At 60.1% G+C, this 15,307-nt stretch carries 13 protein-coding genes; 6 read left to right on the forward strand and 7 right to left on the reverse strand.

Annotated features, from left to right (window positions below; genetic code table 11):
• Positions 1-28: 28 nt before the first annotated feature.
• The 3 genes from ACOYXH_RS08210 to ACOYXH_RS08220 form a co-directional block, all read right to left on the reverse strand.
• The gene (locus ACOYXH_RS08210; RefSeq protein WP_003224037.1) at positions 29-934 is read right to left on the reverse strand and encodes an amidohydrolase family protein; all 906 of its coding nucleotides are present in this window, start codon (positions 932-934) and stop codon (positions 29-31) included.
• A gap of 4 nt (positions 935-938) precedes the next feature.
• Positions 939-1,868, reverse strand: coding sequence for an amidohydrolase family protein (locus ACOYXH_RS08215; protein WP_095047475.1), 930 nt, complete (start codon positions 1,866-1,868; stop codon positions 939-941).
• 421 nt (positions 1,869-2,289) lie between these two features.
• Positions 2,290-3,195 (reverse strand): LysR substrate-binding domain-containing protein, encoded by a 906-nt coding sequence (locus tag ACOYXH_RS08220; RefSeq protein ID WP_095126646.1) that lies wholly within the window; start codon positions 3,193-3,195, stop codon positions 2,290-2,292.
• 118 nt (positions 3,196-3,313) lie between these two features.
• Here ACOYXH_RS08220 and ACOYXH_RS08225 point away from each other — a divergent pair, with 118 nt between their 5' ends.
• The 6 genes from ACOYXH_RS08225 to ACOYXH_RS08250 all read left to right on the forward strand — a co-directional run bounded on the left by ACOYXH_RS08225 (position 3,314) and on the right by ACOYXH_RS08250 (position 11,525).
• Positions 3,314-3,778 carry a (2Fe-2S)-binding protein gene (locus ACOYXH_RS08225; RefSeq protein WP_258709616.1) on the forward strand — a complete coding sequence of 155 codons (465 nt, stop codon included), beginning with the start codon at positions 3,314-3,316 and terminating at the stop codon, positions 3,776-3,778.
• Positions 3,778-5,991, forward strand: a complete 2,214-nt coding sequence (locus ACOYXH_RS08230; protein ID WP_095126647.1) for a xanthine dehydrogenase family protein molybdopterin-binding subunit — start codon at positions 3,778-3,780, stop codon at positions 5,989-5,991. Before ACOYXH_RS08225 ends, ACOYXH_RS08230 begins: the two co-directional genes overlap by 1 nt.
• 6 nt (positions 5,992-5,997) lie before the next feature.
• On the forward strand, positions 5,998-6,888 hold the full coding sequence (locus ACOYXH_RS08235; RefSeq protein ID WP_095047471.1) for a LysR substrate-binding domain-containing protein: 891 nt from the start codon (positions 5,998-6,000) through the stop codon (positions 6,886-6,888).
• A gap of 197 nt (positions 6,889-7,085) precedes the next feature.
• Positions 7,086-8,582, forward strand: coding sequence for a helix-turn-helix transcriptional regulator (locus ACOYXH_RS08240; RefSeq protein ID WP_095047470.1), 1,497 nt, complete (start codon positions 7,086-7,088; stop codon positions 8,580-8,582).
• A gap of 136 nt (positions 8,583-8,718) precedes the next feature.
• Positions 8,719-8,976: a DUF1652 domain-containing protein gene (locus tag ACOYXH_RS08245; RefSeq protein ID WP_093438847.1), complete on the forward strand. Its 258-nt coding sequence runs from the start codon at positions 8,719-8,721 to the stop codon at positions 8,974-8,976.
• 1,898 nt (positions 8,977-10,874) lie between these two features.
• Positions 10,875-11,525, forward strand: coding sequence for a trimeric intracellular cation channel family protein (locus tag ACOYXH_RS08250; protein ID WP_460410496.1), 651 nt, complete (start codon positions 10,875-10,877; stop codon positions 11,523-11,525).
• Positions 11,526-11,655: 130 nt separating this feature from the next.
• Here ACOYXH_RS08250 and ACOYXH_RS08255 read toward each other — a convergent pair whose 3' ends face one another.
• From ACOYXH_RS08255 to ACOYXH_RS08270, 4 genes are all read right to left on the reverse strand, one after another.
• Positions 11,656-12,423 carry an SDR family oxidoreductase gene (locus ACOYXH_RS08255; RefSeq protein ID WP_034152479.1) on the reverse strand — a complete coding sequence of 256 codons (768 nt, stop codon included), beginning with the start codon at positions 12,421-12,423 and terminating at the stop codon, positions 11,656-11,658.
• 22 nt (positions 12,424-12,445) lie between these two features.
• Entirely contained in the window at positions 12,446-13,513 is a 1,068-nt protein-coding gene (locus ACOYXH_RS08260; RefSeq protein WP_095047468.1) for a phosphotransferase family protein, read from the reverse strand.
• Positions 13,514-13,733: 220 nt separating this feature from the next.
• Complete coding sequence (locus ACOYXH_RS08265) at positions 13,734-14,702, reverse strand: 2-hydroxyacid dehydrogenase (protein WP_095047467.1); 969 nt, start codon at positions 14,700-14,702, stop codon at positions 13,734-13,736.
• 171 nt (positions 14,703-14,873) lie between these two features.
• Entirely contained in the window at positions 14,874-15,302 is a 429-nt protein-coding gene (locus ACOYXH_RS08270) for a hypothetical protein (RefSeq protein WP_095047466.1), read from the reverse strand.
• Positions 15,303-15,307 lie beyond the last annotated feature (5 nt).

Genomic DNA, 15,307 nt, shown 5'->3' on the forward strand with positions numbered 1-15,307 from the left:
TCACTCCTACAGTGGGATATGTGTGTGGCTACAAGTACGTGGTGGTCAGGCGTATGTCGGCCTCGACCAGATCCTTGGGCGGTGGCGTCGGTTCGATCCCGCACAACCGGGCGATGTTGTTGCCCAAGTAGTCCTCGAGATGATCCTCATCGATGCCCAAACCCTGCGGCGCCGGTGAGCACAACACCTCAAGTTCGCGCAGCCACATACCCGGTTCGTTCGGCGGCGAATCCGTGCCGAACACGATCTTGTTGCGCGGCAGTTCCTTGGCGAATTCGACGATCCGCGACTGGAAGCACCAGCCCGATTCGCAGTACACGTTCGGCGTGTCCATGGCCATCCAGAACGCCTCGAACGAGTAGTTGCCGCCGGTCTGGATGCCGAAGTGGCCGATGATGAAATTGACCATCGGGAACTCGCGGATGATCGGGTAGAACATCGTCGGAATCGTGTACGGGCCGTCGCCAGTGTGGATCAGCACAACGATGTTGTACTTGGCGCAAACCTTCATCGCCGGGCGCAACCAGTCGAGTGCGCGATCCGGGCGATAGCCGTGCATGTTGGCGTGCAGCTTGAGCATCTTGAAGCCGTATTCCTTGATGTGGAATTCCAGCTCCGCCGCACCGTTTTCCGGTCCCCAGCGCGGGTTGAAGTTGAAGTTGCCGATGAAGCGATCCGGGTACTTCACACAGAGTTCGGCGACGTAGGACATGTAATCACGCACGCCCTCGCGACCCCGGCGGTTGCCGTCGCGATAACCGGTGTTGCCCGGTGGCGGCTGGATGAAACCCATGTCGATGCGGCGTGGTTTGCCGTTGATCATGTACGGGCCGTCCATCAACTTGAGCATGCGCTCGCCGGTGAACGGTTCGCCGGTGTGGCGCCAGGCCTCGTCGACCAGATTGGTGGGGTGCAGATGGGTGTCGATGATCATCGGTTCAGCTCCTGGCCAGTTGAGTGGTGACGGGACGCTTGAGTTGCGCCTCTGCTTCGGAAACGGAACGCGGTGGCGGGGTTGGCTCAAGGCCGATCATCCGCGCGGTGTTGTTGCCCAGATACTCTTCGAGGGTGTCCTCGTCGAGGTTCAGGCCTTGCGGCGGCTCGTGGCAAAGCACTTCGAGCAGGCGCAGCCACATGCCCGGTTCGTTCGGCGGGGTGTCGGTGCCGAAGAGGATCTTGTGCGTCGGCAAGACCTTGGCGAATTCGACGATCCGCGATTGCAGGCACCAGCCGGATTCGCAGTAGACGTTGGGCAACTCCATCGCCCATTGCATCGGTTCGAACACATAGACGCCGCCGGTCTGCACGCCGAAGTGGGCCATGATGAAATCGACGTTGGGAAATTCCTTGATCATTGGCACCCATTCCGACGGGATGCTGTACGGCCCGTCGCCCGTGTGCAGCTTGACCGGAATGCCCAGCTCGGCGCATTTCTCGAAGCATGGGCGCACCCAGTCAAGTGCACGGTCAGGCCGGTAGGCATGCATGTTGGCCTGCATCTGGACCATCTTGAAGCCGTGTTCCTTGACGTAGCGCTCGATCGCCTCGACGCCGTTTTCCACGCCGCAGCGCGGGTTGTAGACGAAGCAGCCGATGAAGCGGTCCGGGTAGGTCTGGACCATTTTCAGGGTGTAGGCCATGTAGGCGTCGATGGATTCGCGGCCCGAGAGTTCGCCGTCGGTCCAGGTGTAAATCGTGTTGCCCTGCGGTGGCTGGATGAAGGCTTTGTCGATACGGCGCGGCTTGCCGTTGACCATGTACGGGCCATCCATCATCTCCAGCAGACGCTCGCCGGTGAACGGGTCACCGTCATGCCTCCAGGCGAGGTCCACGAGATCCGTGGGATAGCAGCTGATATCGATGATCATTGCAGTCGATCTCCTGATAGCGGGGAAGGGAGCCTTGCGGCTCTCGGCATCCACGTCCCGGGCAATCGGCCGTTGCTATGCGCAAGACACGCGCATTCCCTCGCCTGTTCGCATCCGGCCCGGGTGGGTGGTTGCTGAGGGCGAGTATTGGAAGGCGGGGTTGGGTTCGTACAATATTAATTGGGCGCGGTGGTGATACTTGGGCGATATGGGCAGATCAAGAGCTACCCTCACCCCAGCCCTCCCGAAACGTCGGACCGCCCGTAGGGAGAGGGGGCCGACCGAGGTGTTTTTCGCGATGCATCGACCTGAAAGATCGAGTCGATTATGGATTCAAGGCTGATCTTTCAAGTCGGCGTAATTCGTCAATATCCCCCAATCAGTCCCCTCTACCTCTGGGCGGTCCGACGTTTCGGGAGGGCTAGGGTGAGGGCTGGATTTCAAGCGTACGCAAAGCCAACTGTTTGATCACCTCAACCACCGGCGCCACACGTTCGGCCTGCCCATGCGGCCACACCGCATAAAGGTTGTAATGCGCCGCAATCTGCGCCTCGTTCAACGCCACCAATCGCCCACTGCGCAACGCATCAGCCGCCAGTAATCCACGCACCAACCCCGCGCCAACGCCGGCCTCAGCCGCCGCAATCAAATTCGCCGCATTATCAAAAATCACCCGCGCCGACGGTTCGGTCGGTGTCATCCCAGCGGCATCCAGCCATGGAATCCACGAGCGCCGCGTATACCCCAACAAAGGCAATTGAAGAATCTGCGCGGGACTCAACGGCGCCTGCAAACCATAGCGTTCCAGCAATTCGGGCGAAGCCACCGCCAACACCCGATCGCCACAAATCTGCGTCATCTCGCAGTCGTCCCAATCGCCATAGCCATAACGCAACGCCAGATCCACTCGCTCAAACGTACTGCGATCACTGCGCGGCATCGACAGCAGCGTCACCTCGTAATCCGGCAGCTCATCGAGCAGCTGCGGCAGGCGCGGATTGAGCCAGCTCTGTGCCAGTTCACTGTCGACATCCAGGGTCAAACGTTGCGCCATGCTGCGGTTTTTCACCGACGAAATCGCCCGATCAATCTGCGCCAGACCGTCCGACAGCACACTGGCAAACAACTGCCCGGCGTCGGTCAGATTGCTGCCGCCACCTTCACGCACGAACAGCGGCTGGCCGATGAAATCTTCCAGCGCGCGGATCTGCTGACTGATCGCACTGTGCGTGAGGTCGAGCTTGCGCGCAGCACTGGAGAAACTGCCGCTGCGCGCCGCGTGGATAAACGCGCTCATGGACTGCACCGACGGGTATCGCTTGTACATGTTGTTAGTCCTGCTTACAGCGGTTGGCAGAAATCGTCGCTGGCCGCGTTTTGCCCGGGGTTCCAATAATCGGTCACCAGGCCCGCACAAAGACGGGCCGCTCTTTTGGAGCCTGACAATGATTGCATTCACGGTTAACGGCGAACGACGCGAGCTGGATGAAGCGTCCTCCTCCATGCCCTTGTTATGGGTACTGCGTGATCAACTGAAACTCACCGGCACCAAGTTCGGTTGCGGCATGGGCCTGTGCGGTGCCTGCACCGTGCACCTGGACGGCGTCGCGGTGCGTTCCTGCCAATTGCCGGCGGCCGCCGTCGCGGGCCACCGCATCACCACCATCGAAGGCTTGTCACCGACGCAAAACCACCCGTTGCAATTGGCCTGGATCGCCGAAGATGTGCCGCAATGCGGTTACTGTCAATCCGGGCAGATCATGTCCGCCGCCGCGTTGCTCAACACCGGTGCGGCGGTGACCGATGACTCGATCCGCAATGCGATGTCCGGGAATATCTGCCGCTGCGGCACTTACGGGCGCATCAGCAAAGCGATCAAACGCGCGGCGAATGCGCCGAAGGAGGCGTGATGAGCCTTATCGACGACAGTCGCACAGAATTGCCGCGCCGAGTGTTTCTCAAGCAAGCGGCGACGGTTGCTTCGGGCCTGGCGATTGCCCTTTATCTGCCGAGTGGCATGGCGGCTACTGACCCAAAAGCGCCAGCACCGGCGAGTGAATTCGAGCCGAATGCCTGGGTGCGCATCTTTCCCGACGGCACGGTGAAACTGGTGGTGCACAAGCACGATTCCGGCACCGGCACGCAAACAGCGCTGGCCGCGTGCGTGGCGGAAGAACTGGACGTCAATCCGATGACCGTGCAGGTCATCACCCCGGAAGATCCGTTCTTCGAGACCTACATTCATCCGGTCTGGAAGGTCTTTTCCACTGGCGGCAGCACCAGTGTTTCCCTGGAATACGAGCGCCTGCGCATGGCCGGTGCCATGGCGCGGGCGCTACTGATCACGGCAGCCGCCAAGCAGTGGAAAGTCAGCCCTGACAGTTGCACCACGGAAGAAGGTCGGGTCGTTCACATTGCGAACAAACGAAGCCTCGGTTACGGCGAACTGGTCGGAGTTGCGGCGAATCTGCCAGCCCCGACAAACGTCAAGCTGAAGGATCCGGCGCAGTTCAAATACATTGGCAAACTGCGCCACAAACGTGATGCGGCGGCCAAGGTCTGCGGGCAATTCAAGTACAGCATCGACGTGCAACTGCCAGACATGCTGGTCGCCGTGATTCAGCGCGCGCCGGTGGTTGGATCGACAGTGCTCAGCGTCGACTCAGCGGCCGCATTGCAGGTGCCGGGCGTGCGCAAAGTGCTGGCGATTGCGGGGCGCCCTGATGTGCTCGGCGGCAATCAGGAAGGCGTCGCTGTGTTGGCGGATACGTTCTGGGCCGCGCAGCAGGGGCGCAATCTGCTGGCGATCAAGTGGAGCGATTCGCCGTTGGCCGGGTTCTACAGCGAGCAACTGTCCAGCGCGCAAGCCAAGGCCATCGGCGACCCGCAAGCACAAACCGTCAAAGCCATGGCCCAGGGTGATGTCACCGGGCAATGGTCAGGCGCGGCGAAGCTGATCGAAGCCGATTACACCATGCCCTACAAGGTGCAAAACCCGCTGGAACCGATCTGCATCACCGCACACGTCAAGGACAAAGCGATCACTTACTGGGGCGGTGTGCAGGTGCCGTCCTCGGCACTGGAAGCGGCGCAAACCGTGTGCGGCATCGACAAGGCCAACGTGACCATTCATGAATTGGTCTCCGGCGGCAGTTTCGGCGCGCGGGAGGCTAAGTACTGGTTGTTCGAAGTCGCGTATCTGGCGCAGAAAACCGGCGTGCCGGTGAAACTGCTCAACAGTCGCGAGGACGAAATGCACGCGCTGTTCAATCACCCAGCGACCTTGCATCGAGTCAAAGGCGCGCTCGACGCCCAGGGCAAACTCACCGCGCTGCAACTGCACGCGGTGTCGCCGGCCTCGCCGGAGCAGTGGGAACCGGGTTACTTCGAACGGCCGGACCATATGGATTACAGCACCACCGAGGCGATCACCGCGTGGGACTTCGCTTACCGTCCGCCGCACCTGGAGCTGAACTGGGTCAAGCACGAAAGCAACGTGCCCAGCGGCTGGTATCGCTCGGTGAGCTTCATCCCCAACGTGTTCGCCGTGGAAAGCTTCATGGATGAACTGGCCCACGCCGCAGGCGAAGATCCATTGGCATTCCGGTTGGCCAATATGCAGGAGCGGCCACGGCATGTGGCCGTGCTCAAGCAGGCTGCCGAGCGCGCCGGTTGGGGCAAACCGTTGCCGCCGGACACGGCGCTGGGGATCGCGACCAATCAGGGTTACACCAGTTTTATTGCGGTGGTTGCGCGACTGGCAACGGTTGATGGCAAGGCCCAGGTCGAGAAGCTCACCTGTGTGGTCGATTGCGGTCTGGCGGTTTCGCCGGGCGGTGTCGAGGAGCAGATCTACGGCGGTCTGATGTGGGGACTTGGCCATGCGTTGTTCGATCGGCTCGACATCAAACAGGGCCGGGTGGTGCAGAGCAATTTCCACGATTACCGGGTGATGCGCATGTCCGACATGCCGGCCACCGACATCGTCGTGTTGAATGGCGAGCCGAGTAAACCCGGTGGCGTCGGCGAGTTGGGCAGCCCTTCGGTAGTGCCGGCCATCGCCAATGCCTTGTTCGCGCTGACCGGCGTACGCCAGCGTTCGACGCCGCTGAGTCTGGGGTAAGCCGCCATGGACTTGCGCCTGTTGCGTTACTTCATGGCGTTGGCCGATGAGCTGCATTTCGGTCGCGCCGCCGAACGCCTGCACATCTGCCAGCCGCCGCTGAGCCAGCAGATTCGTTTGCTGGAAGAGGAACTCGGTACGCCGCTGTTCGAGCGCAGCCATCATCGGGTCGAACTCACGGCGGCGGGGCAGATGCTCAAGGAGCAGGCGCCGCTGGTGTTCGAACAGCTTGAGCGGGCGCTGGACCTGACGCGGCAGACCGGGCGCGGACAACTTGGTGAGCTGGAAATCGGCATGATCAGTTCGGTGATGGTTGGCGTGCTGCCCAAGGCCTTGCACCTGTTTCGCGAGCGTTATCCGCAGGTCAACTGGCGTTTGCATGAAATGACCCCGGCGGCGCAGGTCAAGGCGTTGAAGGAGAAACGCATCGACGCTTGTGTGTTTCGCGTCGGCTATGACGATCCGCAGTTGCGCAATGAACTGCTGATCTACGAGCCGATCAACGTGGTAATGCCGGCGGATCATCCGCTGGCTGGCCGCGAGGTGCTGGCGCCGGCGGATCTGGCGCAGGAGCCGTTTGTGGCACTGGAATTGAAACAGTCGCGGTTCGCTCATTTTCTGTTTCAGTGCTGCATTCAGGCCGGGTTCACGCCGCAGATTCGTCAACAAGTGATCGAGGTGCAGACCTTGCTGAGTCTGGTGCGCGCCGGGTTTGGCGTGGCGCTGTTGCCGGCGTCCATCGAGCAACTGGCCCCGGCGGGGTTGGTGTTCCGGCGCCTGACCCCGGCGTTGCCGGAGGTGCCGCTGTATGCCACTTATCGGGCGGATGATGCTTCGCCGGTGCTCAAGCTGTTTCTCGACACCCTCCGGGAACTCAAGACGCAAAATTCGAACTGAAATCCAATCCCCTGTAGGCCTTCGCCTGCTCGCGATAGTGATGTGTCATTCAACGGATCTGCTGGCTGACACACCGCTATCGCGAGCAGGCGAAGGCCTACAAAGGGATTTGTGCCGTTGCGAACATTTATGCTCGGCACGATCAGAGGTGGCTGCGGTCGTACTCTTCACATGGGCGTATCACTTGTGGAGATCCAATGAGCCAGGAAGTCCTGACCACCGAAACCAACCGCCGCCAGTTGCAGCAGATCATCGCCGGGCTGTCCGACGGGGTGATCCTGTTGGAGCTGGATCAGAGCATTCTCTGGGCCAACGAAGCCGCGCTGGCCATGCACGGTGTCAAGCGGATCACCGATCTGGGCCACAATGCCGACGAATACGCCAAGAAATTCAACCTGCGCTATCGCAATAATCACTCGATCACCGCCGAAAACTACCCGATCAGCCGAGTAGCGCGCTGTGAGAGTTTCAATGACGTACTGATCGAAGTGTCGCCGAGCGACGACCCGGAACGCATCTGGGTGCACAGCGTACGCAGCATGATTCTCACGGACCGCGAAGGGCAGCCCGAGTCGCTGGTGCTGATCATGAGCGATGTCACCGATTGGGCCAACGCCGAGCAGCGCTTCGAAAGGACGTTTAATGCCAACCCGGCACCGGCGGTGATCTGCCGGCTCAGTGATCTGCGTTACATCAAGGTCAATCCGGGGTTTCTGGAAATGACCGGGTACACCCGTGAGCAGGTGATTGGCACGACCTCTTATGAAATCGACATTTTCGAGCAGGCCGAACACCGCGACCTGGCTATTCAGCGCCTGCGCGACGTTGCGACCATCCCGCAGATGCAAGCCGAGCTGCGCCTGCCCGATGGCAGCAGCAAGCAGGTGATCGTGGCCGGCCAGCCGCTTACGCTCAACGATGAGGATTGCATGCTGTTCTCCTTTGTCGACATGGAGCTGCGGCACAAGGCCGAGGTGGCGCTGCGTCAGAGTGAGGAGCGTTTTGCCAAGGCGTTTCGCCTGACGCCGGTGCCGATCCTGATTTGCAGTGCCGACGAACAGCAGGTGATCGACGTCAATCAGGCGTTCCTCGAAACCCTGGCTTATGACAGCGACGACGTGCTCGGCAAAACCGTGCCGCAGCTGGACTTTATCGATGACAGCGGCGCGCGCACGCGGTTGCTGGCGGCGCTGGCGAAAAACGGGCGGGTGGATCGGGTGGATGTGCGGGTGCGCAAGAAAGATGCGGATCTGCTCGAGTGCGCGCTGTCCGCTGACACCGTGAATATTCAGGACACACCGTGTTATTTGCTGGTGTTGATGGACATCACCGAGCGCAAGCGTACCGAGCTTGAGTTGGTGGCGGCGATTGAGGAGGTGATGAAAGATGCTTCCTGGTTCAGTCGTACGTTGATCGAGAAACTGGCCAATGTGAAAAAGGTCAACTCGCCGCAACTGCCTAGCGTTTCGTTCACCGATCTGACGGCGCGTGAGCGCGATGTGCTGGGGTTGATCTGCGAAGGGCTGGCGGACAAGGAGATCGCGGCGCGGCTGAAACTGGCGCCGAACACGGTGCGTAATCATGTCGCCACGGTGTATTCCAAGCTCGATGTGCACAGTCGCAGCGAGGCGATTGTCTGGGCGCGCGAGCGTGGATTGTTTTCCGGGGAGTGGGGCGCCAAGGGCCAGCGCTGAGGTGCAAATGCACTAGTTCATCAGGTGCATATTGAGGTGTTGGCGGTCGACGGCTGTTCTTAGTCTGGCGGGGTGCGATACGAGTTTTTTCTGGCTCGGGATCGTGGCCCTTCGCAGTCGTTATAGGAACAGTCTGATGATGAATCTTGCGCAGTTGCGCACGCAGCTTGAACGCAGTTTTTCGCCGCTGGCGTGTGAGTGTCTGGTGGATGGCGATCATTCGCTGACGGTGAAGCTTTATCACCCGGTGTCGGGGCAGGTGGATCTGGTGATCAGTGGGTTGAAGCTTGATGCGCTACGGACGCCGGAGTCGGTTGAGGCTTTGATTGAAGAATTGCGGTATGAGTTGGAGAGCAACACTTTGCGTTCTTTTCGGGATCCTGATTTGGCTTAGGGCTTTTAGGCTTGGCGGCCTTTGGGCCGACCATGCTCTTGGGGGGTGGGTGTATATCCGTTTCTTTGGGTGCTGCGGCTGGCGGTTCCGCTCTTACAGCGGGTCACTTTTGCAGACGCCCAAAAGTAACCAAAACGCTGGGCCCCGGCGTTCGGCCCACTCGCTAAAGCTCGGGGTTCCTTCGCTCCGGGATCGATCCGGGGGCAGCGCCTACGGTTTGCTTCGCTGCACCTCCTCTCGCTGTGTTTGGCTTCGCCAAACGGTCGCTGCGCTCCCACCCCCGGATCAATCCCTCCACTCAGCCTGCCGAAGGGGCCAGCACGGCAAGATCAAGAGCTGCAGCCGAGCTAACGCTCATCCTGTTGAGTGGTGAGAAGCACAAGCGATGCGCGATTTGTGCTGTTTTGCTTTGGCTGTTCTGTGGGAGCGAGCTTGCTCGCGAAGGCGGCCTGACAGCCGACCAATCTCTGCCAGATGTACTCTGTTCAATTGTAGGAGCGAGCCTGCTTGCGAAGGCGGCCTGACAGCCGACCAATCTCTGCCAGATGTACTCTGTTCAATTGTAGGAGCGAGCCTGCTCGCGAAGGCGGCCTGACAGCCGACCAATCTCTGCCAGATGTACTCTGTTCAATTGTAGGAGCGAGCCTGCTTGCGAAGGCGGCCTGAAGCCGACCAATCTCTGCCAGATGTACTCTGTTCAATTGTAGGAGCGAGCTTGCTCGCGAAGGCGGCCTGACAGCCGACCAATCTCTGCCAGATGTACTCTGTTCAATTGTAGGAGTGAGCTTGCTCGCGAAGGCGGCCTGACAGCCGACCAATCTCTGCCAGATGTACTCTGTTCAATTGTAGGAGCGAGCCTGCTTGCGAAGGCGGCCTGACAGCCGACCAATATCTGCCAGATGTACTCTGTTCAATTGTAGGAGCGAGCCTGCTTGCGAAGGCGGCCTGACAGCCGACCAATCTCTGCCAGATGTACTCTGTTCAATTGTAGGAGCGAGCCTGCTCGCGAAGGCGGCCTGACAGCCGACCAATCTCTGCCAGATGTACTCTGTTCAATTGTAGGAGCGAGCCTGCTCGCGAAGGCGGTCTGACAGCCGACCAATCTCTGCCAGATGTACTCTGTTCAATTGTAGGAGTGAGCCTGCTCGCGAAGGCGGCCTGACAGCCGACCAATCTCTGCCAGATGTACTCTGTTCAATTGTAGGAGTGAGCCTGCTTGCGAAGGCGGCCTGAAGCCGACCAATCTCTGCCAGATGTACTCTGTTCAATTGTAGGAGCGAGCCTGCTCGCGAAGGCGGCCTGACAGCCGACCAATCTCTGCCAGATGTACTCTGTTCAATTGTAGGAGTGAGCCTGCTCGCGAAGGCGGCCTGACAGCCGACCAATCTCTGCCAGATGTACTCTGTTCAATTGTAGGAGCGAGCCTGCTCGCGAAGGCGGCCTGACAGCCGACCAATCTCTGCCAGATGTACTCTGTTCAATTGTAGGAGTGAGCCTGCTCGCGATGAGGCTCTATCAGGCAAAGCACATTTCAATTTGGCAATCCTCTCGAATCCGAACGCAAAATCGACAGCCACTTCCTCCCGATCCGGCCGATTCACTGGCGCTTGCGGGGGGCTCGGCTATAAAGAATGAGTGGTCAGGTCTTCCGTGGTCGGTTCGGTCGCGGGAGTTGCTCTTCCATTTGTCGCGGGTCGTCCTATGAACAATCTTGGGAAACGCGTGTTGCCGTTGGCTTTCTTTACAGTGTTGTTGGCGGGTTGCGCCAGTCCTCCACCCCCTCCACCGGCAGCGCCGCCGCCACCGCCGGAGCGTACGTGTCAGGTGCTCGAAAACACTGAGGTCGCCGGTGACGTGTACGCCGACGGGCAGGTTACTCGACACATCACGACCACCCGTTGCGTCACGCAATAGCGCCGGCGGGGCGGCAGTCCCGGGTTGAGCGGATTGTGCTGGTAGCCGACCTGGCCGGCACTGCGGTGTTTGCCGTGGAAGGCGCTATTGCGGCGATGCGCAGTCAGCTCGACTTGCTCGGTGTGATGGTGATTGCGTTTATCGTCGCCCTCGGTGGCGGGGTGACTCGTGACTTGTTGATCGGTGCGACGCCACCCAATGCTGTGGCCGATTGGCGCTACCCGGCACTGGCGTTTTTCATGGGCGGGCTGGCGTTTGCCTTTCATGAGCAGGTGCTGGGCTGGTCCGGTTCAACCTTGATTGTGCTGGATGCTGCAGGCTTGGCGCTGTTTGCCGTGGCCGGTGCGCAGAAAGCGTTGAATTTCGGGATTACGCCGTTTGTGGCGATGCTGATGGGCACCATTACCGGCGTCGGTGGCGGGGTGATACGCGACATTGTGCTGGCGCGGATACCGGTGGTGTTGCAGGCGGATTTGTATGCGAGTTCGGCGTTTGTCGGTGCGGCGGTGTTGATCATCGGCCGCAGGCTGGGCGTTTCACCGGTAGCGGCGGCGTTGCTGGCGGGGGCGGGGTGTTTGCTGTTGCGTTTGCTGTCGGTGCATTTCGGTTGGCAGTTACCGAAAGTCATTGCCTGATACACAAAACCCTGTAGGAGCTGCCGAAGGCTGCGATCTTTTGATTTTGATTTTTTTACAAATAAGATCAAAAGATCGCAGCCTTCGGCAGCTCCTACAGGGACAAGATCAGTTCAAGTCCCGAGTGGAATCAGGACAGAAACCCACCGTCCACATTCAGCGCAACCCCGGTGGTGTAGCTCGACGCATCGCTCGCCAGGTACAGCACCGCACCGGCCATTTCGCTTGGATCAGCCACACGCTTGAGCGGGATCTGCGTCAGCGCTTGCTTGAGAATCGCATCATTCTTCACCAGCGCCGAGGCAAATTTGGTGTCGGTCAAACCCGGCAGCAGCGCGTTGCAGCGGATGCCGAACTGCGCGCACTCCTTGGCGAAGACCTTGGTCATGTTGATCACCGCCGCTTTGGTCACCGAGTAGATGCCCTGGAAGATCCCCGGCGAAATGCCGTTGATCGACGCGACGTTGATGATGCTGCCGCCACCGTTTTCGCGCATCAGCTTGCCGGCTTCGACCGACATGAAGAAGTAGCCACGGATGTTCACGTCAACGGTTTTCTGGAACGCACTCAGATCGGTGTCCAGCACATTGCAGAATTGCGGGTTGGTCGCGGCGTTGTTGACCAGAATATCGAGGCGGCCGAACTGTTCCTTGATCCCGGCGAACACCTGGCTGATCTGTTCCATTTCACCGATGTGGCAGGCCACGGCCGTGGCTTTGCCGCCGGCGGCGATGATCGCGTCGGCGACGTGCTGGCAGCCGTCGAGCTTGCGGCTCGACACGATCACATGGGCGCCTTGCTGGGCCAGCAGTTTAGCGATGGCTTCACCGATGCCACGGCTGGCGCCGGAAACGAAAGCAATTTTACCGTCGAGGTCGAACAACTGAGTCTTGGACATAAGGGTTCCTGGGTGTGGGCCGTCAGAGGCTCGATTTCGCAATGACCTGCAAGCTCATCTGCTCCAGCAGTTTGTTCATGTGAATGAACTGCGCGAAGCGTTTGTCCTGGGTCTGGCCGTGGTAGAAGCGGTAGTAGATCTGCTGCACGATGCCGGCCAGACGGAACAGGCCGTAGGTGTAGTAAAAGTCGAAATTGTCGATCTGGATGCCCGAACGTTCGGCGTAGTAATCGACGAACTCGCGGCGGGTGAGCATGCCCGGCGCGTGGCTTGGCTGGCGGCGCATCAGTTGCACCGGCGCCGGATCGTCCGCCTGAATCCAATAGGCAAGGGTGTTGCCCAGATCCATTAACGGATCGCCGAGGGTGGTCAGTTCCCAGTCGAGCACGCCAATGATCTGCATCGGGTTGTGCGGGTCGAGGATGACGTTGTCGAAGCGGTAGTCGTTGTGGACGATACTTGAGGTCGGGTGGTCGGCCGGCATCTTGTCGTTGAGCCAGGCTTTCACTGCTTCCCAATGCGGCGCATCCGGGGTCAGGGCTTTTTCGTAGCGCTCGCTCCAGCCTTTGATCTGACGGGCGACGTAGCCTTCCGGTTTGCCCAGATCGCCCAGGCCGCAGGCGTTGTAGTCGACGCGGTGCAGTTCGACGAAGCGCTCGATAAAGCTTTTGCACAGGGCTTCGGTCTTTGCCGAATCAAGGCCCAGCTCCGGCGGCAGCTCCGAGCGCAGGATGATCCCTTTGACTCGTTCCATGACGTAGAACTCGGCGCCGATCACCGATTCGTCGGTGCAGTGCACGTAGGCTTTCGGGCAATACGGAAAACCGTCGCGCAATTGATTGAGGATGCGGAATTCACGGCCCATGTCGTGGGCGGACTTGGCCTTGTGGCCGAACGGCGGACGGCGCAGGACGAATTCCTGTTCCGGGTATTCCAGCAGGTAGGTCAGGTTCGACGCACCGCCAGGAAACTGGCTGATCGCAGGTGTGCCGCTCAGGCCGGGAATGTGCGCCTTGAGGTACGGATCGATCAGGCTGGCATCGAGTTCTTCGCCAGAGCGGATACGGGTGGACTGGTCAGTAAGCGCCATGCTTATCCCTTCTGCTTATTTTGGAGGCCAGACATCATTGGCTAATCTAATAGCGCGCTCGGGTCGCCACAAGCGCGAGTCGGTCTTATAGGCTAGCGTGTTGCCCGATAATCACCTTTGGGAATGTGCGCGAAAGGTCGCGGTGAACCAAGGTTTAGCGGATATGCCGTGGCCGAAAAGGAGGGCTGGGACGAGCGCTCGCCACGTCGTCCGGTGTGCTTCAGTGCACGCGCTGGTTGTTGAGTTTCGGAGGCAAGGCAATGGGCGTCAGTACCGGTTCGCCCGAAAAAAACGCCACGAGATTTTTGCCCACCAACTCCACCGTGCCTTGAGTGGCTTCCGGTGACAGACCGGCGACGTGTGGCGTCAGAAGCACGTTGCTCAGGGTTTTCAGCGCATCCGGCACTTGCGGCTCGTGGTCGAACACATCCAGTGCGGCGCCGGCAATTTTGCGTTGCTCAAGCGCCGTGATCAGATCCGCCGTGGCGATCACACTGGCGCGGGCGATGTTGACGATAAAGCCTTTCGGCCCAAGCGCATCGAGCACCGGGCGAGTCACCAGATGCTGTGTACCGATGCCGCCGGGCGTGGCGATGATCAGGAAATCCGAGGCCCGTGCCAGTTCGGTTGGCGTCGAGCAGAATGTGTAAGGCACATCGCTGCGCATCTGGCGGCTGTGATAGCTGATCTCCATGTCGAAGCCAAGGTGGGCGCGTTTGGCTATCGCCATGCCCACGGCGCCCAGTCCGAGAATCCCCAGGCGTTTGCCGGCCAGCGACGGGCGCATGATCTTCGGCCATTCACCGCGGCGTACCGCCGCGTCACAACGGGGGATATCCCGGACCAGCGCCAGCAGCATCGCCATCGCATGGTCGGCCACCGACGAGGCATTGACCCCGGCGCCGTTGGTGACGGTAATGCCACGGTTACTGGCGGCTTGCAGGTCGACCTGCTCGTAACCGGCGCCGATTACCGTGATGATTTTCAGCGCCGGCAGGGCGGTGATTTCATCGGAGGTCAGGCCCAGCGGGCCGCGGGTCAGCACCGCGTCGATGCGGCTGCCGTGAGTGGCGATGGCTTGCGCACGCTCGGCCGGCGTGGGGGCGAGGATCAGGTGAAAACCCTGATGTTCGAGGATCGGCAAATAGTCATTGATGGTTTCAACCAGTACCAGAACGGTTGCGGGCATTGCGCGGCTCCTGTGAACGTCGGCGGGTCGGTCGCGAAAGTCGTTTCAGAGTGCTGAATCCGCAGCGGCTTGGCAATCGTTGTCATTCGCGCAGTGGTGCTTTGATTCTGGACGGCTTCGGGCAAGAAGCAAGGGTAGGCAGCACACCGGTGATCCGGTGTGCTGTCGGCATCATTGGGCTGCTTGGGCTTTGGTTTGTTCTGCGAGGGCAATCGGCTTGAAATCATAGGTTGGATAAAACTCGGTTCGGTAACTGCCCCATGCGGTGTTTTCCAGGGCAAGGTTCACTTCTGCCAGCCGTGAGGCGGGGAAGCGTACGGTCACCACTTGGCCAATGCCCATCATGATGTTCCAGCTCACCACTTCGACCCCGGCAGGGGGGAAGGTCTTGTAGAAGCCTTGTTGTGTGAGCTGGGCCTTGAGTTCGCTCAGCGGGCGGGTCTGATCATGTTTCAGAAATACGGTCAGCATCATTGCATTGTCGGCGGTGGCAACAGTAGTTGTGGCGGGTTGGGTGGCGGCTTGCGCACTGACTCCGGCGCAATACACCGTGGAGGCCAGCAACGTCGACATCAGCAGGGTTTTGACTGTCTTTTGCATGTTGA

The sequence above is a fragment of the Pseudomonas sp. Mb7 genome, assembly GCF_054790525.1.

What these genes read in the sequence shown, in the direction of transcription:
- ACOYXH_RS08245 (WP_093438847.1), top strand. Translation starts at nt 8,719, where the DNA reads ATGATGAATCTTGCGCAGTTGCGCACGCAGCTTGAACGCAGTTTTTCG.
- ACOYXH_RS08270 (WP_095047466.1), bottom strand. Translation starts at nt 15,302, where the DNA reads ATGCAAAAGACAGTCAAAACCCTGCTGATGTCGACGTTGCTGGCCTCC.
- ACOYXH_RS08210 (WP_003224037.1), bottom strand. Translation starts at nt 934, where the DNA reads ATGATCATCGACACCCATCTGCACCCCACCAATCTGGTCGACGAGGCC.
- ACOYXH_RS08220 (WP_095126646.1), bottom strand. Translation starts at nt 3,195, where the DNA reads ATGTACAAGCGATACCCGTCGGTGCAGTCCATGAGCGCGTTTATCCAC.
- ACOYXH_RS08235 (WP_095047471.1), top strand. Translation starts at nt 5,998, where the DNA reads ATGGACTTGCGCCTGTTGCGTTACTTCATGGCGTTGGCCGATGAGCTG.
- ACOYXH_RS08225 (WP_258709616.1), top strand. Translation starts at nt 3,314, where the DNA reads ATGATTGCATTCACGGTTAACGGCGAACGACGCGAGCTGGATGAAGCG.
- ACOYXH_RS08260 (WP_095047468.1), bottom strand. Translation starts at nt 13,513, where the DNA reads ATGGCGCTTACTGACCAGTCCACCCGTATCCGCTCTGGCGAAGAACTC.
- ACOYXH_RS08265 (WP_095047467.1), bottom strand. Translation starts at nt 14,702, where the DNA reads ATGCCCGCAACCGTTCTGGTACTGGTTGAAACCATCAATGACTATTTG.
- ACOYXH_RS08230 (WP_095126647.1), top strand. Translation starts at nt 3,778, where the DNA reads ATGAGCCTTATCGACGACAGTCGCACAGAATTGCCGCGCCGAGTGTTT.
- ACOYXH_RS08255 (WP_034152479.1), bottom strand. Translation starts at nt 12,423, where the DNA reads ATGTCCAAGACTCAGTTGTTCGACCTCGACGGTAAAATTGCTTTCGTT.
- ACOYXH_RS08215 (WP_095047475.1), bottom strand. Translation starts at nt 1,868, where the DNA reads ATGATCATCGATATCAGCTGCTATCCCACGGATCTCGTGGACCTCGCC.
- ACOYXH_RS08240 (WP_095047470.1), top strand. Translation starts at nt 7,086, where the DNA reads ATGAGCCAGGAAGTCCTGACCACCGAAACCAACCGCCGCCAGTTGCAG.